General features: G+C 42.6%; 23 protein-coding genes. All 23 read right to left on the bottom strand.

The features are described 5' to 3' along the window. Positions 1-61 precede the first annotated feature (61 nt). Entirely contained in the window at positions 62-754 is a 693-nt protein-coding gene (locus tag IGI69_RS07530; protein WP_005231333.1) for a Bax inhibitor-1/YccA family protein, read from the bottom strand. Continuing rightward, complete coding sequence (locus tag IGI69_RS07525) at positions 747-1,220, bottom strand: MaoC family dehydratase (protein ID WP_438740266.1); 474 nt, start codon at positions 1,218-1,220, stop codon at positions 747-749. The genes IGI69_RS07530 and IGI69_RS07525 overlap by 8 nt, the downstream gene beginning before the upstream one ends. 141 nt (positions 1,221-1,361) lie before the next feature. Beyond that, complete coding sequence (gene murC / locus IGI69_RS07520) at positions 1,362-2,696, bottom strand: UDP-N-acetylmuramate--L-alanine ligase (RefSeq protein WP_005225995.1); 1,335 nt, start codon at positions 2,694-2,696, stop codon at positions 1,362-1,364. Positions 2,697-2,810: 114 nt separating this feature from the next. Further along, entirely contained in the window at positions 2,811-3,275 is a 465-nt protein-coding gene (locus IGI69_RS07515; RefSeq protein ID WP_086295283.1) for a SprT family protein, read from the bottom strand. Beyond that, a complete protein-coding gene (locus IGI69_RS07510; protein WP_438740264.1) occupies positions 3,272-5,458 on the bottom strand; it encodes a Tex family protein in 2,187 nt (728 codons plus the stop codon). Before IGI69_RS07510 ends, IGI69_RS07515 begins: the two co-directional genes overlap by 4 nt. Positions 5,459-5,595: 137 nt before the next feature. Next, a complete protein-coding gene (locus IGI69_RS07505) occupies positions 5,596-6,330 on the bottom strand; it encodes a metallophosphoesterase family protein (protein WP_123833883.1) in 735 nt (244 codons plus the stop codon). A 165-nt stretch (positions 6,331-6,495) separates the two neighbouring features. Continuing rightward, the gene (locus IGI69_RS07500; protein WP_005225991.1) at positions 6,496-6,867 is read right to left on the bottom strand and encodes a VOC family protein; all 372 of its coding nucleotides are present in this window, start codon (positions 6,865-6,867) and stop codon (positions 6,496-6,498) included. Positions 6,868-6,889: 22 nt separating this feature from the next. After that, entirely contained in the window at positions 6,890-7,303 is a 414-nt protein-coding gene (locus IGI69_RS07495; protein WP_167822796.1) for a DUF1149 family protein, read from the bottom strand. 91 nt (positions 7,304-7,394) lie between these two features. Further along, positions 7,395-8,447 carry a SepM family pheromone-processing serine protease gene (locus IGI69_RS07490; RefSeq protein WP_005235759.1) on the bottom strand — a complete coding sequence of 351 codons (1,053 nt, stop codon included), beginning with the start codon at positions 8,445-8,447 and terminating at the stop codon, positions 7,395-7,397. Then, positions 8,437-8,931, bottom strand: a complete 495-nt coding sequence (gene coaD / locus IGI69_RS07485) for a pantetheine-phosphate adenylyltransferase (RefSeq protein WP_005231326.1) — start codon at positions 8,929-8,931, stop codon at positions 8,437-8,439. The genes IGI69_RS07490 and coaD overlap by 11 nt, the downstream gene beginning before the upstream one ends. 1 nt (position 8,932) lies before the next feature. Continuing rightward, positions 8,933-9,487 carry a 16S rRNA (guanine(966)-N(2))-methyltransferase RsmD gene (rsmD, locus tag IGI69_RS07480; RefSeq protein WP_005225987.1) on the bottom strand — a complete coding sequence of 185 codons (555 nt, stop codon included), beginning with the start codon at positions 9,485-9,487 and terminating at the stop codon, positions 8,933-8,935. A 100-nt stretch (positions 9,488-9,587) separates the two neighbouring features. Continuing rightward, positions 9,588-9,932 (bottom strand): YlbG family protein, encoded by a 345-nt coding sequence (locus tag IGI69_RS07475; RefSeq protein ID WP_373191911.1) that lies wholly within the window; start codon positions 9,930-9,932, stop codon positions 9,588-9,590. After that, positions 9,919-10,347, bottom strand: a complete 429-nt coding sequence (locus IGI69_RS07470) for a YlbF family regulator (RefSeq protein ID WP_373191912.1) — start codon at positions 10,345-10,347, stop codon at positions 9,919-9,921. Before IGI69_RS07470 ends, IGI69_RS07475 begins: the two co-directional genes overlap by 14 nt. Further along, positions 10,334-11,464, bottom strand: coding sequence for a CAP-associated domain-containing protein (locus tag IGI69_RS07465; RefSeq protein ID WP_015509623.1), 1,131 nt, complete (start codon positions 11,462-11,464; stop codon positions 10,334-10,336). The genes IGI69_RS07470 and IGI69_RS07465 overlap by 14 nt, the downstream gene beginning before the upstream one ends. A gap of 15 nt (positions 11,465-11,479) precedes the next feature. Continuing rightward, on the bottom strand, positions 11,480-14,908 hold the full coding sequence (locus tag IGI69_RS07460) for a pyruvate carboxylase (RefSeq protein ID WP_016609529.1): 3,429 nt from the start codon (positions 14,906-14,908) through the stop codon (positions 11,480-11,482). Positions 14,909-14,930: 22 nt separating this feature from the next. Beyond that, entirely contained in the window at positions 14,931-16,094 is a 1,164-nt protein-coding gene (locus IGI69_RS07455; RefSeq protein ID WP_005225982.1) for an FtsW/RodA/SpoVE family cell cycle protein, read from the bottom strand. A 2-nt stretch (positions 16,095-16,096) separates the two neighbouring features. Then, the gene (locus IGI69_RS07450; protein WP_010748186.1) at positions 16,097-16,396 is read right to left on the bottom strand and encodes a YlaN family protein; all 300 of its coding nucleotides are present in this window, start codon (positions 16,394-16,396) and stop codon (positions 16,097-16,099) included. A gap of 370 nt (positions 16,397-16,766) precedes the next feature. Then, positions 16,767-17,801 (bottom strand): diacylglycerol kinase, encoded by a 1,035-nt coding sequence (locus IGI69_RS07445; RefSeq protein WP_010748185.1) that lies wholly within the window; start codon positions 17,799-17,801, stop codon positions 16,767-16,769. 10 nt (positions 17,802-17,811) lie between these two features. Then, complete coding sequence (gene gatB, locus IGI69_RS07440) at positions 17,812-19,242, bottom strand: Asp-tRNA(Asn)/Glu-tRNA(Gln) amidotransferase subunit GatB (protein ID WP_005225979.1); 1,431 nt, start codon at positions 19,240-19,242, stop codon at positions 17,812-17,814. Further along, entirely contained in the window at positions 19,239-20,711 is a 1,473-nt protein-coding gene (gene gatA, locus IGI69_RS07435; RefSeq protein ID WP_010748184.1) for an Asp-tRNA(Asn)/Glu-tRNA(Gln) amidotransferase subunit GatA, read from the bottom strand. Before gatA ends, gatB begins: the two co-directional genes overlap by 4 nt. Further along, positions 20,711-21,016: an Asp-tRNA(Asn)/Glu-tRNA(Gln) amidotransferase subunit GatC gene (gene gatC, locus IGI69_RS07430; protein ID WP_005225977.1), complete on the bottom strand. Its 306-nt coding sequence runs from the start codon at positions 21,014-21,016 to the stop codon at positions 20,711-20,713. Before gatC ends, gatA begins: the two co-directional genes overlap by 1 nt. Before the next feature lie 215 nt (positions 21,017-21,231). Beyond that, positions 21,232-23,262, bottom strand: coding sequence for an NAD-dependent DNA ligase LigA (gene ligA, locus IGI69_RS07425; RefSeq protein ID WP_373191918.1), 2,031 nt, complete (start codon positions 23,260-23,262; stop codon positions 21,232-21,234). A 13-nt stretch (positions 23,263-23,275) separates the two neighbouring features. Then, complete coding sequence (pcrA, locus tag IGI69_RS07420; protein WP_438740258.1) at positions 23,276-25,519, bottom strand: DNA helicase PcrA; 2,244 nt, start codon at positions 25,517-25,519, stop codon at positions 23,276-23,278. Between the last annotated feature and the right edge of the window lie 100 nt (positions 25,520-25,619).

Genomic DNA, 25,619 nt, shown 5'->3' with positions numbered 1-25,619 from the left:
AATTGCTTTGTTTTCTCTCTCATTTTATACAAAAAAAAAGGCGAGTTTCCTCGCACTTTTTTTAGTTGTTTTTTCCAAAGATTCGCAATAACGCAAGGAATAAGTTGATAAAGTCCAAATACAGTTGTAATGCCATGAAAACGGCCACTCCTGTATTTGCGCCACCATTCGTTGCGAAGTATACATTGCGGATTTGCTGATTGTCATAAGCGGTGATCCCCATAAAGACAAAGACGGTCACGATCGATAAGAAAAAGTCAACCGGTTGACTGCGTAAAATAAATACATTCAAGAGCGTCGAGATGATGATCCCGAGCAACAGACCATAGCCGATACGACCAACTACACTTAGATCCCGTTTGGTCATGATCCCAAATGCTGACATGACACCAAAAGTGACAGCTGCTGAAACAAATGCTCCCACGATCGATCCAAAGTCATAGATCATCAGTGTCACAGATAAGGTCAATCCATTCAAGAGCGAATAGACTAAAAAGCCAGCAACGGTCAAGGACGGATTTTTCTGCGCCTTCACCCCTAATACAATAACTAGAATGATCTGTAAGATCCAAAGACCGGTAAATCCTAGCGGAAAGTTGCTGATAAATTGCAGGGTTTGCGCTTGAAAGACTTCCCCAAATATATAGGCTGAGATCGCACTGATCGCAAGCCCAACGCCGAAGAATAAATACACTTTTGAATAAAAGCGATTTAAGCCTTGGGCTTGGACGGTTTCATTATTTAAATTATTCATCTTGTTGTTCCTCCTCATTTTCTGCTACTGCTTTTGGCGGCTGGACCATGACCACAGCATCTAAAATACGATGATCTTCTGTGTTGATCGCTTCAACCGAAATAGTTACCACGTCTTTCATTTTATCCACTTTGATCACTTCGAATTCAAAGGTCAACGTTTCATAATGATATACAGGTTCAATAAAGTTTACCGAAAAATTGACTACATGAGAGCCAGAACCAGGCAAATGTTTCGATACGGCACTGGTGATGATCCCCATCAACATAATGGATGGTACGATGGGACGCTGGTACTCAGTTTTTTGCGTGTAGTCATGTTGTATATACAAAGGATTGGCATCATTAGTCAGCCCTAAATATAACAACAGTTGATTGTCTTCGATCGATTCTGTTAAGGATAACGAATCGCCTTCCTCGATATCTTCAATACTTTTTCCTATTTTTCGCGGTTTCCCTATATTCAAAATTTAATTCCTCCAAAAAGAATAGTTTCATCTGAGTATATTCTATCAGATGCCGACAAAAGTGCAAGTTCGCGGTGCTGCTTTTGCAAAAACTTCAGATGTAAAAAACTCTTGCAGCAAACACGCCACAAGAGTCTTTGATTACAATACGTTACGAGTTGTATTGCTTAATAGTTTTTCATAGGCTGTCTCAAATTTTTGCACATCGCCTGCTCCCATGAAAATCACGACAGCATTTTGATGATCCAATAGCGGAGATACGTTCTCTTCTTTGATCACAGTTCCGCCTTTTTGAATTTTCTTGCCTAGATCTTCAATTTTAACATCTCCTCGTGATTCACGAGCAGATCCAAAAATGTCACATAGATAGACATGGTCTGCAAGATCCAATGCTTCCGCAAATTCATCCATCAAAGCGATCGTGCGGGTAAAGGTATGTGGCTGGAAGACAGCAATAATTTCTTTCTCTGGATATTTTTGACGAGCGCCATCGATCGTTGCTTTGATTTCTGCAGGATGGTGGGCGTAGTCGTCCACGATCGTCATATCCGCCACGATTTTTTCGCTAAAGCGGCGTTTCACTCCAGGAAATGAAATCATCTCAGCTGCAACTTCTTTCATATCCAATCCTTCTTTGTAAGCCACAGCGATCACACTTAATGCGTTGTTGATGTTGTGCTGACCAAACGCTGGCAAGACAAAATGGCCAATATTTTCACCATGGATAAAGACGTCGAACTCTGAACCTTGGGTGGTGCGTTCAATATTTTTTGCTTGGACATCGTCGTTATCGTTGACGCCGTAATAGTAGATTGGGACATCGGCTTCAAGTTTACGCAAGTATTCATCATCACCAAAAGCAAAGATGCCTTTTTTCACTTGACTTGCCATCGATTGAAAGGCTGAGAAGACATCCTCGATCGAGTGGAAGTAGTCTGGGTGATCAAAATCGATGTTGGTCATGATTGCATAATCCGGTGAATACGCTAAGAAATGACGACGGTATTCACAGGCTTCAAATGAAAAGAATTCCGCATCAGGTTCCCCATGACCAGTCCCATCGCCAATCAAGAAACTTGTTGGACGGATGCCGCTTAAGACATGAGAAAGCAATCCTGTCGTACTGGTTTTCCCGTGAGAACCGGTCACCGCAATACTCGTATAGGGCTGAATGAATTGGCCAATAAAGTCATGATAACGAGTAACTTCTAAACCAAGTTCTTTTGCCCGTACGATTTCTTCGTGGGTGTCAGGGAAAGCATTCCCTTGGATAATGACCATTTCTGGTTGAATGTTTGCTTTATCGAAAGGCAACAATTTGATCGCTGCTTTTTCTAGATCACGTTGAGTGAAGAAATATTCTTCCACATCAGAGCCTTGTACTTGGTAGCCTTTTTCGTGCAGAATCAAAGCCAATGAACTCATACCGGAACCTTTGATTCCAACAAAATGATGTATTTTGTTTTGATTTTCCATTATTATAATCCTCTTTTCTCAAATCCGCGTCGTAAAAAAACGCGTGTATTGACAAATATCAGGTTGTCACACGACCTACATTATCATACAAAATGTAAAAAATAGCAACGAGTTTTATTTTTCGACTTGACTTTTCTCATCATTTCCTATTTCTAGCAAACGTCCACGACATTTTCCACAAACATATTTTTTGATATCCACACGTCGCTGCCGCCGAATCTCGCAGCCGCAATTTTGGCATCGATAGCGATGTTTGGCTGTCCTTTTGGCAGGAGGTGCATAACGCAAGCCTCCCGTTCTTGCCAGCAATGCTTTAAAGGCAGGATCTTGGTGACGGTGACCAAGACCTGCTAAGTGCAAATGATAATGACACAATTCATGCTTGATAATGCCGATAAAAACCTCCATCCCGTGTTCTGTGAGCATGGTTGGATTGAAATCCAAGTGGTGATCACTTAGATGGTAGCGGCCACCGGTTGTTTTTAAGCGAGAATTAAACACCGCTCGATGCGTGAATGGTTTGTTGAAAACAGACAGCGACAGCTCTTCCACCAACCGCTGCAGTTCTTGTTGGGTCATTTGGCATTTCCCGGATCGACCATGGTTAAACTGATACGGCCTTTTTTGACATCTACTTGCTCGATCCAAACGGTTACGACATCACCGACGGAAACAACGTCTTTCGGATGCTTTACAAACGAACGGCTCAGCTTCGACAAATGCACCAGTCCATCTTGTTTGACACCGATATCGACGAAAGCACCAAAGTCGATCACATTTCGAACCGTTCCCTTCAGTTCCATTCCCGGTTTTAGGTCCTCCATACTCAGCACATCTTTGCGCAATAATGGGGCTGGCATTTCATCACGCATATCGCGTCCAGGCTGCATTAACGCCTTTAGGATATCCGTGATGGTTTCTTTGCCGACTGACAATTTTGCGGAAAGCTCCGCTGGGCGTAGTTGGGCAAGTTTCGCTTTATTTTCTTCCATTTGCTCTTTCCCTAGCTCCGCTAAAGAAATACCCGCGATCGCCAAAATTTCTTTGGCAGTGTCATAACTTTCTGGATGGATCCCGGTATTGTCCAAAATGACTTTTCCGCCAGGTATCCGCATAAAGCCGATCGCCTGTTCATAAGCTTTTGGTCCTAAGCGAGGGACTTTTTTCAGTTGATTCCGCTGCGTAAATACACCATTTTCTTCTCGATAAGTCACGATATTTTGAGCAGTGGTTTTATTTAAACCAGCTACATGCTGCAAGAGTGCCGCACTTGCGGTATTGACGTCAACGCCAACTTGGTTGACAACAGTCTCAACAACAAAATCCAATTGTTCAGCGAGGCGTTTTTGCGAAACGTCATGCTGGTATTGTCCGACGCCCACGGATTGTGGATCAATTTTGACTAATTCTGCCAAAGGATCTTGCAGACGGCGACCAATACTGATGGCGCTGCGTTCTTCCACTTGCAGATCAGGGAATTCTTGACGAGCGATCGGACTGGCAGAATAAACAGAAGCGCCTGCCTCATTCACGATCACATAATATACTTCTTGATCGATCAATTTTAATTGTTCAGCGACGAATTGCTCTGATTCCCGACTCGCAGTCCCATTACCGAGTGCGACCATCTCGACTTTATAGGTTTGTAATAAGCGACGAAACGCTGGTCCAGCAGCTTCTCGCTTATTCATAGGCGCTGGTTTATGAGGATAGATCACTTCGATCGCTAGTACTTTTCCAGTCTCATCAATGACGGCTAGTTTACAGCCTGTACGATACGCTGGATCAAAACCTAAAACGACTTTGCCCTTCAATGGCGGCTGCAGCAACAGATTGCGAAGATTTTCTCCAAAAATCGCAATTGCTTGTTCGTCAGCTTTTTCTGTCAATTCATTGCGGATCTCTCGTTCGATGGCTGGTGAAATAAACCGTTTCAGCGCATCAGCAGCTGCAGCTTCAACAAAACTGGCTGCGGGTGAATCCCTATTCGTGATCAATTTGCGACGTAGGTAATCCATGATTTTTTCTTCATCTGCCACAAGGGCGACCTTCAAGATGTCTTCTTGTTCCCCACGATTAGTGGCTAAAATTCGGTGGGATACCATCTTATTGATAGGATGCTGGAAATCGTAATACATTTCATAAACGCCTTTTTCATCTTTTTCAGCATTTTTGACCGTGCTTTGATACAGTCCTTTGTTTGTGTAATAGCTGCGGATCCAACTACGAAACTCTGCAGTATCACCAACGCTTTCTGCAATGATCTCGTGCGCGCCTGCTAAGGCATCTTCTACAGTAGGAACAGCATCACTGATAAATTCGGCCGCTTTTTCTTGAACGTCACCTGCTTTTGGGAAGCTTAACAGCCACTGAGCAAATGGTTCCAAGCCGTTCTCTTTGGCGATCGTCGCTTTGGTGCGTCGTTTTTGTTTATAAGGACGATACAGGTCTTCGACGGCCTGCATTTTTGTTGCAGCTAAAATCGCCTGAGATAGTTCAGGCGTTAGCTTTTCTTGTTCTTCTATCAAACGCAAAACCTCTTGCTTGCGCTTCTCTAAGTTTTCTAAGTACTGGTATCGCTCTTCAATTTCTCGAATCTGAACTTCGTCAAGTCCATTCGTCATTTCTTTACGGTAGCGGGCAATAAAGGGGACGGTATTTCCTTCTTGCAATAACTGCAACACCGTACTGATTTGTTTTTGGGTAAAAGCGGTTAATTCTTGTTTTACTAAATCAAGTACCTCTTGATTCATTTCTGCCATTTGTTCTCACCTTTCCTTTGTTGCTTTTGCTATTTTAACATAAAAAAGACAGCCATTGAGCGAACAAGATTGCACGAAAACAATGTTGCTTTCGCGACTCTTGTTATGGCTGCTTTTGTCTTTTCTCAAAAAGACTTTTAAAAGTCTGGTTGCCAAGGACCTGCTAAATTTTGGTATTCGATGTCCTGAACGATCCCTTTGTCATCAAAAATCACGCCATGCACCGATCCACCAAATACTGCCCCGCCATCGATGCCGATTTTGTCGTCTTGTTGCCATAGATCCGTCGTCTGCATATCTCCATGCAGCATGGGCGTGATGGTATGGCCAAAAACGATCGTTTTTCCTGTACGGTTTTTTCCTTTATGAAATGGCTCGCGAATCCAGATAAAATCATGGTCTGCGGTCTTACGCCAATCTTTTTTACTTAAATCCACGCCCGCATGAACAAAGAGATACTTTCCCCATTCGTAATAAAGCGGTCGCTCCATCAAAAACTCTATTAAGTCTCGATAGCTACTGCGGATCATTAAGGCGATTTCCGTCGGCGAATACTCCTCAGTAGCGCCTGTATGCAAAAGACTTTCAATCGTTTCTTTGCCGCCATTGCGTACGTAAGCGGCAAACCAATCCTCAGGGGCATTTAGAAATTGCAGAAAATACTCTTCGTGATTGCCGCGTAAATAAATCGCTTGGTATTCTTCGACTAACTTTTTTCCAAGCAAAAAACACTCTTTTGACTTCGGCCCCCGATCATTTAAGTCTCCAATCAAAAGCAGCTGATGGAGCTTAGGGTCATAATCGGTAAGAAGTTTTTTAAACAGATCGGCCATTCCATGAATATCACTGATTGCATATAGATAGTTTTGCATAGTCATTTCCTCCTTAAAGGCAATTGATTCTCTTGTTATCAATTTTAGACCTTTGCCCGTAAAATGTCTTGCAATAAAACGAAAAAACCAACCATTTGTCCTGAACAGTACGACAACATAAAGTCGGGTTCAAAAGGACGAATGATTGGTTACGATCGACAAAAGCTATTTTCCTGAAACAGCAAAATAATTGCCATCCGGATCGGCAAAATTGAAAACCAGTTGTTCTTCCATCTGAATCAATTCACCCACTTCTGCTTCCATCTCTAAAAGCTTTTTATAAAGTGTCGTAATATCTTCTGCAAAAAACATGATCGATGGGGAATTCAAAGCGACTTCGGGTGAATGTGTTTCGATAAACTCACGGTCATATAAGACAAAATGTGCCTCTGCCTCTTTTGATGGCGCGATTTCAACGACGGATGTTCCATCAACGGTTTGTTGTTCAATGATCACAAACCCTAGTTCTTGCCAAAACTCAACTGCTTTCGTCACATCATCGACGTATAGCATCACTTGCATTTGATTGGAAAACAATGGGCATCCCTCCTATTTCTCGTTATTCGTCTTCTTCCTTCGCTTCTTGCGCAGCGTTCGAATTGGTATTAAAGTTCAATTGTAAACCTGGTTTGTCGGTCACGATCTCTGTCACTTCATAAGTCAAGCGTTTGACGATATCAAACAAGGGCTCAACCAAGCGATCAGTTTCGGCTTTCGTCAAATCCTCTCCAGAATTGACTTTGCGATTCAAAATATGATTGACTTGTCCGACACGTCCTGACAAAACGTAATCAGGGAACACCAATTGGAATTCTAAGCGGGCACCAATAATACTGTTTTTTTCCATATATTCTTCATCTTTGACTTTTAACGGCGCAAAGCCGACATTCAATTTTGTTTCCATTTCTTTGTCTTTCGGTTTCATATCGAAATGATATGCTTCAACGATCGGTTGTTGTCTTTTTAATTCCACTAGATTCACACTCCTTATCTAAAAGTATAGCATAACCTTTTCTTTGAGCCTACTGTATTCTTTAGACAATAAAAAAACGGCAAGTGCCGTTTTAATTTGCTTCTTTTAGTGTTGCTAGGTAGTCCAATGCATCTTGGACATTGGCGATCGGAACGATTTTCATGTCTGTGTCTAACTTCTTCGCTGCTGCCACTGCCTCTTCGTAATTCGTTTTAATGGAAGGATCTATTTCACGCTCTTCATCAGTGATTTCATCGTCCGGAGCAAAAAAGATTTCTGCACCACTTTCGCTGGCACTCGCTACTTTTTTGTCAATCCCACCGATTCGACCAACCGTCCCATCAGCTGAGATCGTTCCGGTTCCAGCAATATTATGGCCTTTACGCAAGTTATCTCCAGTTAGCTGTTCATAGATTTCAAGGGTGAACATCAACCCAGCTGAAGGCCCACCGATATTGCCAGAATCGATCACGATCTCTTCATCAGAAGTGATCTCTGTATGATCGACGAGTGAGATACCGATCCCAGCTTTTTGATTGCTTTCCAGTTCAATTAATTTGCCTGTTGCTTCTTTTTCTTCGCCATCTTGCAAGTAAGTCACGGTGATCTCATCACCAATGGTTTGACTTTGTACATAGTCGATAAAGTCTTGGCTACTTTTAAACTCTTTGCCATTGACAGCGGTGACGGTATCTCCCACGGATATTTTCCCCGCAAAACTGGAATTTGGATCGATCCCCATGACATAGACCCCTTTATAGGTCATTTCATAAGGCAAGTCTGCCAGCTTTAATGCTTGCTCAATCGCACTATTTTGCGAGGATTCCATATAATAGCGCTGGATGCGATTGTACTCCTCATCTGTCGCACCGCCTAAAAGTTCTTCCTCACTGATCAAGTCTTGAAATTCATTGAATTTCGTTCCAATCGCCGTAAACACGGTAGCCTGTCGAATCCCGACACTGGTTAAAGAAAAGGAGCCGGCTGAGGTGTCTTCTTTTTGATTGACGGTAATCAATTCTTTTAAATCGATCGTTGCACCGGGTTGCTCGATATAATAAGGAATCGGCAAAAAGGCACAGGCTGCGATGATCAGTGCTAAAACAAACAAGAGAACATATTTGATCGTTGATTTAAGATTCATTGGTATCACGCTTCTTTACTATAGCATCGTAGATATTTTGTGGTAAATATTCCGCAACATCGCCGTTAAAGGTTAAGATTTCTTTCAACAAACTGGAGCTGATGAAACTATGCTTTGCATCTGCTAAAAGAAAGACGGTCTCTAGGGAAGGTTCTAAGTGATGATTCATTTCCATGATGTCCCGCTCATACTCATAATCTTTCACACTGCGAATGCCTCTAAGCAGAAACTGTGCGCCTAGTTTTTTCGCGATCGTGACCGTCAGCTCCGTTTCTTGCGCCAGAATCTTGACGTTTGGAATATGAGCGAGGGCTTCTTCAATTAGATGAACTTTTTCTTCACTTGTAAAAAAACTTTTTTTATTGGTATTTGTAAAAACACCCACGATCAGTTCATCAAAAAGCGTTGCGCCTCGCTCAATCAGATCCACATGACCTGACGTCAGCGGATCAAAACTTCCTGGAAATAAAGCAATCTTTTTCATGTTATCCCTCATTTCTATAGATCGTCACCGCAGATATGCCATAGGTTTGGGCGCGCATCAAATGCAAAGAACCAATCTTTTCTGGCAAGACGATGGACTTATCTGTTTCGCAAACCACATAAGCAAACGGACGAATCAATTCATCCTTCAGCATAGCTTCTAGCTGTTGCAGGATCTCTTGCTTTGCGTAAGGTGGATCTAAAAATAGATAGTCAAAACTTTGTCCCTCAGCTGCAAACTGGCGTAAGGCTTGATTGGCATCCATTTTTAGTACCGTGAACTTTTCTGGTTCTTTGGTTATTGCAATATTTTCACGGATCACTTTGATAGCTGGAAAACTACGGTCGACACAAACGGCATGCTCCGCACCACGAGAGACCGCTTCGATCGCTAAGCCCCCGCTCCCACTAAACAGATCCAGTACAACTCCTCCATCTAAATATTGCCCTAACATGTTAAAGATCGCCCCTTTTACTTTGTCTGTCGTGGGGCGAGTGTTATCTCCAGCAAGACTTTTTAATCTGCGGCCACCATATTCTCCGGCTACTACACGCATGCGTTTTTCCCTCCAAGATCTTCGTAAATACAAATATAGCACTGTTTCTATAAATAGCAATAAAAAAATGGCGGTGACTCAAGGCACCCCCACTTTTTTATTACACGTTTTCTGCCAATCGAATCATCGTATTTTTTTCTTCGATATCAAACCCTTCATCTTTCAATGGATAGGCTGCTGATGTACCAATTTTTTCAGCAAAATCCATTTCGACATCTGGTCGATAGGAAGCTTCAACTTGTCGAACAAAGTGAAACTGCTCGATTTTTGTTTTTTTGCTTTCGTATTCTTCTTCGTTCAAATACATGACCACATATTTCATTTTGCGTGACACATAATGAACGAAGCCAAAACGACGCAAATTTTTTAGTTGACGTAGGCTGTAGACCCATACGATCAATCCTCGACGCTTCTGCATCGTAAAAGGCGTTTTATCCTCGTGCATGACAATTTCCTCCACAACTTGATTTTGATTGAAAAAAAGGACTTCCAGCATCCACTTTGACAGTTGGTGAAAAACACGTAGAAATCGCTACGGTCAGTTCATCCAGCAAACGCTGCAGCTGCGTTTCACTCCAGCGGTACTCGCTCACTTGCTCATTGAGATCCAGCTGTCGCTTAGCTGTGCGCATCGCACGCTTTTTCTCTTTGAAATCAGGGGCATATGCGCCGTACGCTTCAATTCTTTCAAAATCCAGCTTTTTTTCTATAAACGATCGCATCAATTCCTGAGCAACAGGATCTTGATGCATGGTTTGTTTCGCTATTTGATAGTTTCTACACGTTTCACTCGCTTTGATTGCCGTTACAAGTGAATCGATTTGATCTTCAATCTCGAAAAAGGCTTCATCGTAAATCATCTGATGTACTATCCTCGGTCCCTTCTACATCTTCTTGCACTAAGACTACCATATTTGCTTCAGAAAAAGCAATTCCTATCTTTTCTGATTGTTCATGGGTCAAACGTTCAGTAAATCTTGGGTTACTGAACCAAGATAAAATAGTAAAGGTTGGATCATAGACAGGCGCTTCAAAAATCGAAGCAGAAGCCTCTAACTCCTTCGCTGCTAATAACTCCTGCCACTCATCGTTCGTCAAAACAAAATTACTCGTTTTTTCCGAAGAAAGAGCACGTTGATAGGAATGGATGCGTTGAGAGGTCAAATGATCCGATAGATTATTCGTCAAATCCGCTAAAAGTCCGACCGCATCTTGATGCGTCTGGGTATCTTGTACAAAGCTTTCCAAACCGATTTGATTACGAAGCTTATCAATAATGACAAAGGCTAACGTCTCTTTTTCAAGATCAGCTTGTGCTTGGTCAATCGTTTGCGAAACTTGAAACAGCGGTCGTTCTCCTTCTGTCAAGGGATAGGGCGCTAACTTAAGCAGGGTCGTCTGATCCAAGTAAGTGATCGCCTGCAGTTGAGCCGTCTCTTGATCAAAGAATAAAACAGCAAATGTCCCATTATCAAACGCTACTAAGGGTCGGTAGTTCATATCTTCTTCCATCAACTCAAAACTGATGGTGCGATCATTTTGTGTCAAGGTAAAATTTGGATAAATCATGGTCAGCTCAGTCAAGTCAGTCAAGGTCATGCCCATTGCAAAGGGCGCTAGGGAAGATCCCCCGGCGCCGATCACTTTGATTGCCTGCACACTCTCACCATCAGTATTGATCTCAACATATTGCTGATCGTCTAATTGATTGTAGACCCGAATTTCAAACTCGTAGCCCGAGCGATACGTTTGAACTGGAAGCCCGTAGATTTCTTCAAAATCAGAAACAGGCTCCCCAATCAATTCAGCTAATCCTTGGGCTGCGATTGGTTCATAATTCATGGTCGTTGGTGCTTTGATTGGGTTCTCGATCGTCATTCTTGAATCTGAAGCGTTTTGCATGAATACTGGCTGCAAATACACGATTATCAGGGCTAGGACAAATAAGCCGCAAAATAATAATCCCCTTCGCTTCATCTGCTGATCGACTCCTTATTTTTCTTTGACTTCAATCAGAAGGTCTCCTGACTGGATTGGTTCCCCATCGGTTACGTAAACATGCTCAACTACACCAGAGAAGCGAGCTTCGACGGAAGTTTCCATCTTCATCGCTTCAGTGACCATCAACGTCTGTCCACGTGCCACTCGATCACCTTTTTTGACTAATACTTCTAAAACTGAACCACTCATGGAGGCACCGATTTGTTCTTTGTTCGTTGGCTCTGCTTTGCGTTTTGTTTGAACAGAACTGATGATCGAACTATCTTTCACAACGATTTCTCGTCGTTGACCGTTTAAGTTAAAGAAGAGGGTCCGATTGCCTTCGATATCTGGTTCACCGATTTCATCGAGACGAATGATCAAGATTTTGCCTTTTTCTAATTCGACATTGATCGTTTCGCCTAAGCGCATACCATTAAAGAAGGTTGGTGTATCAAGGACTTTTACATCGGCAAACTGCTCATACGCTTTTCGATAATCAAGGAAGACTTGCGGATACATCAAGTAGCTCAAGACTTCTTCGTGTTTTGGTTCATAGCCGATTTTTTCGGCTAGTTCTTGTTTCACTACGGCAAAATCAACTGGTTTGGCAAAGGCTCCTGGACGTTCCGTAAAGGCTGGGCGTCCTTTTAAGATAATGCGTTGCAATTCTTTCGGGAAACCACCGACTGGCTGACCTAACTCGCCTTGGAAGAAGGTGATCACTGATTCTGGGAAACTCAATGTATCGCCTTTTTCAAAAATATCTTTTTCTGACAAGCCATTTTGTACCATGAAGAGCGCCATATCGCCCACGACTTTCGAAGAAGGTGTCACTTTCACGATGTCTCCAAACATCATATTGACTTCATGATACATTTCTTTGATTTCATCCCATTTTTCGCCTAAACCAACGGCTTTGGCTTGTTGCTGGAGATTGGTATATTGTCCTCCTGGCATCTCATGCTTGTACACTTCCGTTTGAGGGGCGTTCAAGCCATTTTCAAAGGAATGATAGTACATGCGCACATCTTCCCAATAGTGATTCAATTGTTGGATATTATCCACATTGATCTCTGGGCAACGCTCGCCGTTTAAAAGAGCATAATACAAACTACTCATACTTGGCTGACTCGTTGCGCCACTGATAGCTGACATAGCGACATCCACGATATCAACGCCAGCTTTGGTAGCTGCTGAGTAAGTGATAATCCCATTCCCGCTGGTATCATGCGTGTGCAGATGGATCGGTACATCGATCGTATCTTTTAACTCACTGATCAAACGATAAGCCGCTTGCGGTTTTAATAATCCAGCCATATCCTTGATCGCAATAATATGGGCACCAAGATTTTGCAATTCTTTTGCCATATCTTTGTAATATTGTACCGAATATTTTTGGCGGGATGGATCATTGATATCCCCTGTATAACAAATCGTCGCTTCTGCAATTTTCCCCGTATCACGAACAGCTTGGATACTTTTCTCCATTTGTGGGACCCAGTTCAAACTATCAAAGATTCGGAATACATCGATTCCTTGTGCCGCAGATTCTTTGATGAATTCTTCCAAAACATTGTCTGGATAATTGGAATACCCGACAGCGTTGGAGCCTCTAAACAACATTTGTAAGAGTGTATTCGGCATTTTTTTCCTGAACATCCGCAATCTTTCCCATGGATCTTCTGTTAAGAAACGGTACGCAACGTCAAAGGTTGCCCCACCCCACATTTCACTTGAGAACAATTGTGGTAGGCCAGCTTCCGTCATCGCGGCAATTTTCTTAAAGTCATGGGTTCTTACACGAGTTGCCAACAAACTTTGATGGGCATCTCGGAAGGTTGTATCCGTCAGTAAGACATTCTTTTGTTGACCGATCCATTCAACGACACCCTCGGCACCTTTCGTATCTAAAATATTTTTGGCGCTGACAAAATCAGGCGTTGCTTGGATGTGTTGTGGCATCCGTGGTTCATTGTAGAAAGGTTTCTTTTGTTTTTCGATTCCCGGGAATCCATTGATCGTGATTTCACCGATATACTTCATGGTTTTGTTTCCACGGTCACGAATCCGAGGGAAATTGAATAATTCCGGCGTATTGTCGATAAAGGTGGTTTTGGCTTCCCCTGAACGAAAGGCTGGATGAGAAACAACATTACGCATAAAGAGAATGTTTGTTTTTACACCACGTACTCGGAATTCTTTCAGACAGCGCATCATTTTTTGAATTGCTTGGTCGAACGAAGCAGCATGCGTACAGACTTTTACTAGTAGCGAGTCGAAATAAGGGGTTACCACTGCACCAGCATAAGCATTTCCGACATCTAAACGAACCCCAAATCCACCCGGAGAGCGGTAGGTATCGATCTTACCAGTATCTGGCATAAAATTATTCGCTGGATCTTCTGTCGTCACGCGACATTGGATCGCAACACCCTCAAAGCGAATGTCTTTTTGTTCAGGAATTCCGATTTCTTTATGCAAGTCTTTGCCTTGTGCAATCAAAATTTGTGTCGTCACGATGTCTAAATTGGTGATCATTTCAGTGATCGTATGTTCCACTTGGACCCGTGGGTTTACTTCGATAAAGTAGAATTTGTCGCCCTCTACTAAAAATTCCACGGTTCCAGCATTGATATAGCCGACATGCTTCATTAGTTGAACGGCTGCTTGGCATATTTTTTCCCGTTGTTCATCAGTCATTGACACACAAGGTGCCACCTCGACTACTTTTTGGTGGCGGCGCTGAACCGAGCAATCACGTTCAAATAAGTGAACGACGTTTCCGTGCGTATCTCCTAAGATTTGGACTTCAATATGTTTTGGATTACTAATGTATTTTTCAACGTAGACTTCATCACTACCAAATGCCGCTTTGGCTTCACTTTTGGCACGTTCGTAGCCGTCTCTTGCTTCTTTTTCATCATGAGCGACACGCATGCCTCGCCCACCGCCCCCAAGGGCTGCTTTGATCATGATTGGATAATCATGTTCGTTTGCAAAAGCTAAAACGTCATCGATCGATGCAACTGGACCATCAGAGCCAGGAATTGATTGAATTCCGGCCTCGATCGCTGCTGCTTTTGCTTTGATCTTGTCGCCAAAAATATCTAAATGATGGGTGGATGGTCCGATGAAAATCAAACCTTCTTCTTCACAGCGTTGAGCAAATCCCAGATTTTCTGATAAAAAGCCGTATCCGGGATGGATTCCTTCGGCACCGGCTTTTTTCGCCGTGCGAATGATATCTTCAATGTCTAAATACGCATCGATTGGACGTTTGCCTTTCCCCACTAAATACGCTTCGTCTGCTTTAAAGCGATGGACGGAGTATTCATCCTCCGCAGCATAAATTCCGACAGTTTTGATCCCAAGTTCCGCACATGCGCGGAAGACACGGATCGCGATTTCTCCACGATTGGCAACAAGAATTTTCTTCATCTAATCCACTCCATTCAATTGATCAATAATTCAAATAAACCTGTTTCCTCTTTTCTTCGGCACTGATATTTAACACAAAACCGATACAAATCGATAGCATCAGCAAGCTTGATCCACCTTGACTTAGAAATGGGAAAGTGATTCCCGTCAATGGGATCAAACCAGTGATTCCACCTAAATTGATAAAAATCTGAGACATAAATAATGTCCCTATACCTATACACATCATGGAATTAAAGGGATCTCTTGAACGAATACCGACAAGAAAGATTCGTCCCACCATATAGAATAAAACACCTAAAATGATGATCGATGGAATCAGCCCTAATTCTTCCATAACGATCGAAAATATATAATCGGTGTGCGCTTCGTTTAAGAAGCCACGTTTTTGGATACTATTTCCAAGCCCGCGCCCGAACAGCCCACCGTTGAACATTGCGTAATACCCATTAACCATTTGATGACCTGTATTGTATTCATCAGCAAACGGGTTCAAAAAAGATGAAAAACGACTATAGACATAGTCGGGTAAAAGCTTACCACCGGTTAGATTCACAAACAAGACGATCAACATACTACCGATAATACCTGCCACACCTAATATTAAGGTATACAGGTAATTCAATCCGCTAGACAATAACACGACAAATGCCAGCAACATAACGATTACAGCATTCCCTAAGTCGGGATAAAGTGCCATGATCCCGGTGTAGACAAAAACGATTCCGATTGGACGCCAAACCGTTTTCCAAAATTCTTGTTGGATACCTTTTTGACGATAAGATAGCGTCACCGATAAAAACCAAATCACAATAAACTTTAAATACTCTGCTGGTTGAATGGAAAAGCCAGCAATCGATAACCAACCGAGTGCCCCATTTCTTCTTGGGAAAAAGAAGGCAGCGATCAATAAAAACAAGATGACGATCATGGCGATCTGGACAAATTTTTTGTTCCGAAAAACATCCGTTTTCATTTTATACATGACAGTGATCGCTATTAGGCTCACCAACCAAAATAATGTTTGATTGATGACGTAAGAAGCAGCTGTGGTCGGTTGTGTGGCGGTCATCGCAACGTAAGATGTGGAACTATAAACCATCATCAAGCCCGTGACACACATAACAATATATGGTAATAAAATACTATAATCTAATAAATGTCTTTTCTTTACTTTCTCTGGCAAGTTTATGCCTCCTTGCCGATGTCAGGTGTCCGCTGGTCCTCGTAGACCTCGCTATACAATTGGTTCAAATCTTTTTCAAGATCCGCCATCAATTGCTGCCCTGTTTGATTATCAACGATCCCCAAGCGGATCGCAAATGCCACTTGTCGTGATAGACCATACATCTGGGTATCAACCACTTCTTCAAATGCTTTGCATTGTGCGATACATAAACTATTTTCTTGGTTTCGGATCAGCTTTTTGATTCGTTCTGCGTCATCTCTCAGCAGATCAAGCGCTTTTGTAGAATCGATTTGCTCCATTCCGGTCCCCCCATTTCTTCGTTTCACCATTATAGCATATTCTTATTCGCTTTTGCATCCATAGATTGGATAGAAATACGGAAATAACGAACTTTAATGAGCATATATTCGAAAAGTTCGCTTTTTGATGATTATCATTCGTGTTTTGGAAATTTTATTCGTTTTATTTATATGATCCGCGCCTGACTTCGTGAAACAAAGGCAAATCGTGAAACACTTTATAAAAAACGTCCTTTACTAAAATTTAAGAAAAGCTATTCTATCAAGTATTCGAAAAAAAATCGGTGCCTGCTTTTCCACAATTACGTTTTAAAAAAAGAACAGGTCCAAAAGTCCCTGTTCTTTCAACTCGCATGAAAAGAAAAATCGTTTACTTTGTTTCGTCGCCGATCTTGCCATCCCCATTGATGTCCTCATCGGAAAGACGTTCGACTTCTTTAATAAAACCTTCGCTCATCTCTTGATAATTTTGCTCACCAACGACCGCATCGTCAGGGATTTGATCGACATTTGCAAAAAACTCAATATGATTGTGTAGGTTTTCAAAGCGCATAGGAGCATCTCCGCCGTATTCGCCATCAAGGTTGATCATTAAACGATTGACCTGTTCTGGTGCGTCTACTTCAAGAAAAGATGTTTTCGTATAAATCAGACGACGATCGTTGATGTGTTTTCCACCATTCATCATTAAAGCAACTAAGTGGACGATCTCAAAAATATTGGCCGTTTTGACAATGATCAACGAAAATTTCCCATCGTCAAGCTTTGCATCAGGCGCAATCTGTTCAAAGCCCCCCACTGAATTCGTCAGCCCTAAAAAGAACATCGACGCTCCGCCAATGTATTCTCCGTCTTCATACTTTAGATGCATTTTGATTGGTTTGACACGAGGGAGTAATTCCGCTCCTTTTGCTAGATAAGCTAAGTAGCCAAAAACACTTTTCAGTTCAGAAGGAACATCGTAGGTCAACTCCGTTAAGTGCCCACCAGCAGCAATGTTGATAAAATACGTGTTGGGTGTTTTTCCGACATCCATTTTCACTGTCTGCTGCTTCAAAATCACTTCCGCAGCTGCTTTGATATCCGTACGGGGAATCTTTAGTGCTCGTGCGTAGTCATTGGTCGTGCCTCCAGGAATGATCGCCATTTTTGGTCGCTTTTCTAAAGGAGCGATCCCATTGACGACTTCATTGATCGTGCCATCCCCACCGGCAGCTACCACCAAATCAAAACCAGCTTCGCCGGCTCTTCTTGCTTCATCACGAGCGGAAAATGGCGCAGCGGTCGTGGCAAATGCACTCGCCTCATAACCGCCAGTTTCCAAAACATCTAAAATATCTGCTAAGTTTTTTCGAATCAATTCTTTCCCAGATGTCGGGTTGTAGATTACTCTTGCTCTTTTCATCGCTTGCCTCTTATCGCTTTGCTAGTTCTTCTTGCAACAACTTGTTCACAACACCTGGATTCGCTTGTCCTTTGGTTGCTTTCATGATTTGACCAACTAAGAAACCGACTGCGCGGTCTTTTCCGTTTTTGAAGTCATCGACGGATTGTTGGTTGTTATCTAATACTTCATTGATCATTGGTAGTAATTGCGCAGGATCTGATAATTGGATCAATCCTTTGGCTTTTACGACTTCTTCAGCGTCGCCGCCGTTTGTGATCAACTCTTTGAAGACTTTTTTCGCAATCTTCGAACTGATCGTGCCATCGGCGATCAAACGAATCATTCCCGCTAAATTGTCTGGGGTTAATTTCGTTTCTGGCAGTTCCAATTTCTCGCTGTTCAGATACGCTGAAACTTCACCCATCAACCAGTTAGAAGCTTGTTTAGGATCAGCTCCGGCATCGATGGTTTTTTCAAAGAAATCGGACATTTCTTTTGATAAAGTCAAGACCATTGCATCGTATTCTGGTAAGCCTAATTCAGAGATGTAACGGGCACGACGTTTTTGCGGCATTTCTGGCAAGCTTTGACGTACACGTTCGATCCATTCATCATCGATCACAAACCGTGGGATATCTGGTTCTGGGAAGTAACGATAATCAGAAGAACCTTCTTTGACACGCATCAATAAGGTTTTGCTGGTTGCTTCATCAAAACGTCGAGTTTCTTGTTGGATCTCGCCTCCAGAAAGCAATACTTTGGCTTGGCGTTTTTCTTCAAATGCCAACCCTTTTTTCACGAAGGACATAGAGTTTAAGTTTTTCAGTTCTGTTTTTGTTCCGAATTGTTCTTGGCCGTAAGGTCGCAACGAAATATTCGCATCACAACGCATGGAACCTTCTTCCATCTTCACATCGGATACTTCTGTAAACAAGATGATTGAACGCAACGCTTCTAGATACGCATATGCTTCTTCTGGTGAACGCATATCCGCTTCGGAAACGATCTCGATCAAAGGGGTTCCTTGACGATTTAGATCAACATAAGAATAACCGCCTTTGCCGTGCATGTTTTTCCCAGCATCTTCTTCCAAATGAACTCGCTCGATGCGAATCTTTTTCTTTTTGCCTTCCACTTCGATCTCGATCCACCCATCATGACCGATCGGTTGATCGAATTGCGAAATTTGATACGCTTTAGGATTGTCGGGATAGAAATAGTTTTTGCGGTCGAAATGGGTTTCTTTTGAGATTTCACAATTCAGCGCAAGCGCAGCTTTCATCCCAAATTCGATAGCCGCTTTGTTCATTACTGGTAAAACACCTGGATAGCCCCAGTCGATCACATTCGTGTTGCTATTTGGTTCAGCGCCAAAGTGAGCAGGTGCTGGAGAAAAAATCTTTGATTCTGTTTTTAATTCTACGTGGACTTCAAGCCCAATGACTGTTTCGAAGTTCATGCCTTATCCCCTCCTAAAATCACTGGTTTTTTCGTATGGAAATCAGTTGCTTGTTCAAAGGCATAAGCCGCTTTATACATGGTTGCTTCATCAAAATGTTTCCCAATGATCTGCAAGCCGACTGGCAGTCCTTCAGAAAAACCTGCTGGGATCGACATCCCTGGCAGTCCTGCTAAGTTCACAGGAATGGTTAAAATATCATTCAAGTACATGGTGATCGGATCATTGATGTTTTCTCCAATACCAAATGCTACCGTTGGGGAAGCTGGGCCAATGATCAAGTCGTATTGGCTGAAGACCTTATCGAAATCTTGTTTGATCAACGTACGTACTTGACCGGCTTTTTTGAAGTAGGCATCGTAGTAGCCAGCACTTAGTGAAAACGTACCTAACATGATCCGACGTTTTACTTCTTCCCCGAATCCTTCACTGCGAGAATTGACATAGACATCTTCTAGATTGCTGACATTTTCTGAACGGAAACCATAACGAATACCGTCAAAACGTTGCAAATTAGAACTTGCTTCAGAAGAAGCGATGATATAGTAAACGGCTACCCCGTATTTTGAGTGTGGCAAGCTGACTTCTTCCACAGTCGCTCCTAACGCACGGAAAGTGTCCGCTGCTTTTAAGATTGCTTCTCGAACGCCTGCTTGGATCCCTTCACCTAAGTATTCTTTAGGCAAAGCGACTTTCATTCCTTTGATATCACCCGTCAAACCTGCTGTAAAATCAGGGACAGCAGCGCCTGCTGATGTACTATCTTTCGCATCAAACCCACTGATGGCATTTAATGCAAAGGCATTGTCTTTCACACCACGCGTCATCGGTCCAATTTGATCTAAAGATGATGCAAACGCGATCAGACCAAAACGAGAAACCCGTCCGTAAGTTGGCTTCATCCCGACGATTCCATTGAAAGCTGCTGGTTGACGAATCGAACCACCCGTATCGCTACCTAATGATAGGGGGACTTGTCCAGCTGCAACGGCAGCCGCCGAGCCACCTGATGAACCACCAGGTACTTTTGTTTCGTCCCAAGCGTTTTTCGTTTTCTTAAAGAACGATGTTTCGGTACTTGCGCCCATGGCAAATTCATCCATATTTAACTTACCAACTGGAATCATGTCTGCTTGATAAACTTTGTCCATAACGGTCGCATCGTAAATTGGATCAAAATTACCTAAGATTTTTGAAGCAGCTGTTGTCCGCAAATCTTTGGTAACGATGTTGTCTTTGATTCCGATTGGAATTCCCGCCAACACATTGCTTTCAGTGATGCCTTTTTGATCGATGGCTTGTGCCAATTCCTGCGCTTTTTCTTCATTCAACGCTAGAAACGCATCGACTTTCGGCTCTGTTTCTTTAATGCGAGCAAAGGTTTCGCTCGTTAAGTCTGTTGCAGTAATTTCCTTTGACACTAATAAGCTGTGTAATTCTTCTAAGCTTTTTTTATATAATTCAGTCATTAGGCACCCGCCTCCCCATTATCAATGATTGCAGGCACTTTGATAAAGCCTTCTTCGGATTCTGGAACATTTTTCATTAATTCATCACGGTCCCAGCCGCCGGTCGTTACATCTTCACGCATCACGTTGATCGTTTCTGCGACATTCGATGTGAATGGTACTCCTGTAGTGTCCACTTCTTCAAGTGTTTCAACCATATCAATAATTTTTCCTAGCTGAGAGGTAAACTCATGTAATTCATCGTCTGAGAATGAAAGTTTTGCTAGTTTGGCAACGTGTTTGACTTGTTCTTCGCTGATCGCCATAAAATCCTCCTCTTTCTCGTATCCGTAATCTACGTTTACGTTTTTCCAATGTATTGTATCATTTTTTTAACAAATCATGAAATAGAATTTGAAAATTATCAAATATAATTGCAAATAAAAGCAGAAATCATTTCTTTCCTCGTAGTGCAGGGAAGAAATGATTTCAATTAGACAAGAAAAAACAACTGCTTCTCGTCTGTGACAATGCTTAAAGGTTATTGATCTGCCGAATGACTGCCTTCGATCGCAGCCACCATTTGAGCTTCATCCCAAACGGTGACACCTAGGGATTGTGCTTTGGTCAGTTTGCTGCCTGCTTCTTCCCCGGCAACAACGATATCGGTCTTTTTCGATACACTGCCTGTTACCTTCCCACCGAGATTTTCAATTCGTTCCTTGGCTTCTTCACGAGTGAAGTGACTTAATTTTCCTGTTAAAACGACGGTTTTCTCTTTAAATGGTGATTCGACGTCTTCCAACTGTTCATTTCTAAGCCCCAAATAAGCAAAGTTGACACCCGCTCTTTCAAGTTCATCTAACAGGTCGTGAACTTCTTGATTGTCAAAATACGTAACGACACTTTCAGCAATCGTTGCGCCGATAGCTTCTAGCGAAATGATTTCTTCTTCCTTGGCTTTGCTGAGCGCCCGCAGATCACCGAAATGTTCTGCTAAAATCCGAGCCGCTTTCGCACCGACATGACGGATGCCTAGCCCAAAAATCAAACGTTCAACCGAATTTCCTTTACTTTGATGAATCGCCCGCAACAGGTTATTGGCTGATTTCTCTTTGATTTTATCAAGGGTCAACAATTGTTCTTCTGTTAAAAAGTACAAGTCGGCCACATCTTTAACTAAGGATTTATCGAACATTTGCTCTAAAACACGGGGCCCTAAACCGTCAATGTTCATAGCATTCCGTGAAACGAAATGGCTGAGTCCTTCTTTGATCTGTGCTGGACACTTTGGATTGATACAACGCAAGGCAACTTCTTCATCTAAATGGATCAGCTCACTCCCACATTCGGGACAATGTGTAGGCGATTCAAAGGGTTGACTTGCTTCTGTGCGTTTTTCTTCCAAGACTTTCGCAACCTCTGGAATAATGTCCCCCGCCTTATAGATGATGACCGAATCGCCAATGCGGATGTCTTTCATTTTAATGAAATCTATATTATGGAGACTGGCACGGCTGACCGTCGTTCCAGCAACACGAACAGGGGTCATAACAGCGGTCGGTGTCACAACACCCGTCCGTCCCACGGTCCATTCGATCGTTTCGATCACTGTTTCCGCTTCTTCCGGTGGAAACTTATATGCCGCCGCCCATCGGGGTGCTTTTACGGTAAAGCCTAGCGCATCTTGATCTTTGAAATTATTGACTTTGATGACTACGCCGTCAATCTCATAGGGAAGCTCGCTGCGCTTGTCATGAAACTCTTCGATATATGCCCAAACCTCATCGATGGTGTGACACACTCTGCGTTCGTGATTTGTACGAAAGCCTAATTGATCCAGTTCATTCAATGCTGAAAATTGATCATTGGCTTCAATTGGTCCAAAGTCAGCTAGTGTGTACAAGAAGGTGCTTAAGTTTCTTTGGGCTGCGATCCGTGTGTCTAATTGTCGCAAGCTTCCAGCCGCTGCGTTTCTAGGATTGGCAAAAACTTCCGCCCCTTCTTCTTCTCGCTGTTGATTCAATTTCAAAAACGAAGCCTTTGGCATATAGCATTCGCCACGAACTTCCAACGAGATCGGTTCTTTTAATTTCAGTGGAATCGATTTGACGGTCTTTAGGTTTTCTGTAATGTTTTCACCTACCGTACCATCTCCTCGAGTTGCTCCACGAACAAAGCGCCCTTCTTCATATTTCAAGGAAATTGACAATCCATCGATCTTTAACTCGCAGACATAATCTACCGCTTTCCCCAGTGCTTTTTGAACACGGGCATCAAAAGCCACGATTCCTTCTTTGTCAAAGACATCGTTCAGGCTATACAGCGGAATATCATGCGTGACCTTTTCAAAGCCAGGTAAAATGATACCGCCTACTCGTTGGGTGGGTGAGTCTTCGGTTACTAGCTGCGGATAATTGGTTTCAATTTCAACCAGTTCTGCATATAGCTGATCATAGAGATAATCTTCCACGGAAGGCTGATCTTTTACATAGTATTCGTAAGCATACTGATTTAATTGTGTGCGCAGCTCTTCTGCTCGTGATTGGATTTCTTTTGAAGGGACATCCATCCTAATATCCTCCTTATTTTTCAACTTTTTCAATCGGCGCAAAGGCCGCCAACAATCGTTTGACGCCTTGTTGTGGGAACGCCACATCTAATTCAACATCTTGCGCGCTGCCAGTCGTCCGAACGACGGTACCGATTCCCCATTTTTTATGTTGAACTTTCTCGCCTACTTGCCAAGTATTACCAGCTGCAGAAGTCTGTTGTTTAGAAGCGACGGTCGTTTGACGCGGTTGTGTATAGCTCGGTTTGAACATTTTTGGTTGAAACGGTGCAGCAGCTTTCGGCTGTGAACGCTCGCCTAATGATTGCAGCAGATCTTGTTCGATCTCTTCGATAAACCGAGACGGACGATTGTATTGGGTCCGACCGTATAATGTTCTGGAAAAAGCGTTGGTCATAAAGAGCTCTTCCTCGGCACGAGTGATTCCCACGTAAGCAAGGCGCCGTTCTTCTTCGAGCTCGCTTTCTTCCATTAAGGCACGAGAAAGCGGGAAGATATTTTCTTCCAACCCAATCAAAAATACCACTGGAAACTCTAGTCCTTTTGCAGCATGCAAGGTCATCAAAGTCACTTGACTACTTTCTTCTTCATAACTATCGACGTCTGACAATAAAGCTAAGTCATTTAAGAAAACACTCAACTTCTCATCTGGTGCATCTGCATCGTCTTCGTTTTGCGCCTCAAATCGTTTGTCGAATTCTTGGGTAACCGATAAAAATTCTTCCAAGTTTTCAAGTCTAGCTTGTGCTTCTAAATTATTCTGGTTGACTAACTCTTGACGATAACCCGTTTTTTCTAATATTTCTTTCGTCAGTTCGGTTACTGATAGGTAAGGAACCATCTGGGCGAAGCCATCCATCATCATCCCAAAGCTCCCTAATTCTTTGCCAGCCTTTCCAGAAATATTCGCTAACTCGACATTCATGGCTGCTTCTAACAATGACCATTCATGAAGATTCGCAAACGCTCGTAGTTTCTCGACGGATGTCGCACCGATCCCACGTTTCGGTACATTGATGATACGCTCTAAGCTGATGGAATCTCGCGGATTGGCGATCGCCGATAAATAGGCCAAAATATCACGGATTTCTTTGCGGTCATAGAATTTTCTGCCGCCGACCATCGTATAAGGAACGTTGGCTTTTAAAAGCATTTCTTCAATGATCCGTGACTGGGCATTGGTCCGATACAATATCGCAAAATCACCGAATTTACGGTTCTTTTCTGCAATTTGTTTTTGCATTTCACTGACGATAAATCGCGCTTCATCTCGTTCACTATCCCCGCGATAATAAGTGATCTTTTCCCCATCATGATTTTCTGTCCATAGATTTTTATCTGGACGGTTGCGGTTATTTTTGATTACTTGGTTTGCCGCATTTAAAATCGTTTGCGTTGAACGATAGTTTTGCTCTAACAAAATCGTTGCGGCATCTGGATAGTCCTTTTCAAAGTCTAAAATATTTTGCATGTTGGCACCACGCCAACCGTAAATACTTTGGTCCGCATCCCCAACAACACAAAGATTTCGAAAACGAGCGGCCAATAAATTGACCAGCGTGTATTGGGCGTGGTTGGTATCTTGGTATTCATCGACATGGATATAGTGGAATTTCCGTTGATAAAATTGCAGCGCATCTTCATTGTCTTGGAAGAGGCGGATCGTATTCATGATTAAATCATCGAAGTCCATGCATTGATTGTTTCGCAGCTCTTTTTGATATTTTTCATAGCAACGACCTACGATCTGCTCAAATAGACTACCTTCCATGGCTTGGTAAGCTTCAGGTGTCAACAGCTCGTTCTTTGCATGAGAGATCGTTCCCAAAATAGAACGAGGATCATATTTTTTGGGATCGATATTCAATTCTTTTAATACCCGTTTCATCAGTGTATTTTGCTCAGAAGAGTCAATGATGGTAAAATTCTTCGAATAGCCAATACGATCAACGTCCCTGCGCAAGATTCTGACACACATCGAGTGGAAGGTTGAAACCCAAACGTCTTCTCCACCTGATCCTAATAGTTGACTGACCCGTTCCTTCATTTCACGTGCCGCTTTATTCGTAAATGTGATGGCTAAAATATTCCATGGATTTACATTTTTTTCTTCTATTAAATAGGCGATTCGGTGGGTTAGGACACGGGTCTTCCCGCTTCCTGCACCTGCCATCAGCAGCAACGGTCCTTCCGTATGCATAACGGCTTCTTTTTGCCGTGGGTTCATGCGTTCAAGTAATTCACTTTTGGATGACATGATTTTAAACATCCTTTCTTTCTCAATCTTCTCAATTATAGCATTATCCGGGAAAGGGGAAAACCGAACGCTTTGAAAACTTTTAATTAAAAGCGCTTTG

Origin of the sequence: Enterococcus sp. DIV1083b, assembly GCF_051713705.1 — a bacterium.
Lineage (GTDB): Bacteria > Bacillota > Bacilli > Lactobacillales > Enterococcaceae > Enterococcus_D > Enterococcus_D casseliflavus.
The sequence above is the reverse complement of the archived record's forward strand: the minus strand, read 5'-3'. Positions and strand labels throughout refer to the sequence as shown.

Coding starts and splice junctions, on each gene's coding strand:
- IGI69_RS07465 (WP_015509623.1), bottom strand. CDS start 11,464: ATGAAGCGAAGGGGATTATTATTTTGCGGCTTATTTGTCCTAGCCCTG.
- IGI69_RS07505 (WP_123833883.1), bottom strand. CDS start 6,330: ATGCAAAACTATCTATATGCAATCAGTGATATTCATGGAATGGCCGAT.
- IGI69_RS07470 (WP_373191912.1), bottom strand. CDS start 10,347: ATGATTTACGATGAAGCCTTTTTCGAGATTGAAGATCAAATCGATTCA.
- coaD (WP_005231326.1), bottom strand. CDS start 8,931: ATGAAAAAGATTGCTTTATTTCCAGGAAGTTTTGATCCGCTGACGTCA.
- IGI69_RS07490 (WP_005235759.1), bottom strand. CDS start 8,447: ATGAATCTTAAATCAACGATCAAATATGTTCTCTTGTTTGTTTTAGCA.
- IGI69_RS07445 (WP_010748185.1), bottom strand. CDS start 17,801: ATGAAAAGAGCAAGAGTAATCTACAACCCGACATCTGGGAAAGAATTG.
- pcrA (WP_438740258.1), bottom strand. CDS start 25,519: ATGTCATCCAAAAGTGAATTACTTGAACGCATGAACCCACGGCAAAAA.
- IGI69_RS07475 (WP_373191911.1), bottom strand. CDS start 9,932: ATGCACGAGGATAAAACGCCTTTTACGATGCAGAAGCGTCGAGGATTG.
- gatC (WP_005225977.1), bottom strand. CDS start 21,016: ATGGCGATCAGCGAAGAACAAGTCAAACACGTTGCCAAACTAGCAAAA.
- IGI69_RS07460 (WP_016609529.1), bottom strand. CDS start 14,908: ATGAAGAAAATTCTTGTTGCCAATCGTGGAGAAATCGCGATCCGTGTC.
- IGI69_RS07530 (WP_005231333.1), bottom strand. CDS start 754: ATGAATAATTTAAATAATGAAACCGTCCAAGCCCAAGGCTTAAATCGC.
- IGI69_RS07450 (WP_010748186.1), bottom strand. CDS start 16,396: ATGGAGCAAATCGATTCTACAAAAGCGCTTGATCTGCTGAGAGATGAC.
- gatA (WP_010748184.1), bottom strand. CDS start 20,711: ATGACTGAATTATATAAAAAAAGCTTAGAAGAATTACACAGCTTATTA.
- IGI69_RS07510 (WP_438740264.1), bottom strand. CDS start 5,458: ATGGCAGAAATGAATCAAGAGGTACTTGATTTAGTAAAACAAGAATTA.
- murC (WP_005225995.1), bottom strand. CDS start 2,696: ATGGAAAATCAAAACAAAATACATCATTTTGTTGGAATCAAAGGTTCC.
- gatB (WP_005225979.1), bottom strand. CDS start 19,242: ATGAACTTCGAAACAGTCATTGGGCTTGAAGTCCACGTAGAATTAAAA.
- IGI69_RS07515 (WP_086295283.1), bottom strand. CDS start 3,275: ATGACCCAACAAGAACTGCAGCGGTTGGTGGAAGAGCTGTCGCTGTCT.
- rsmD (WP_005225987.1), bottom strand. CDS start 9,487: ATGCGTGTAGTAGCCGGAGAATATGGTGGCCGCAGATTAAAAAGTCTT.
- ligA (WP_373191918.1), bottom strand. CDS start 23,262: ATGGATGTCCCTTCAAAAGAAATCCAATCACGAGCAGAAGAGCTGCGC.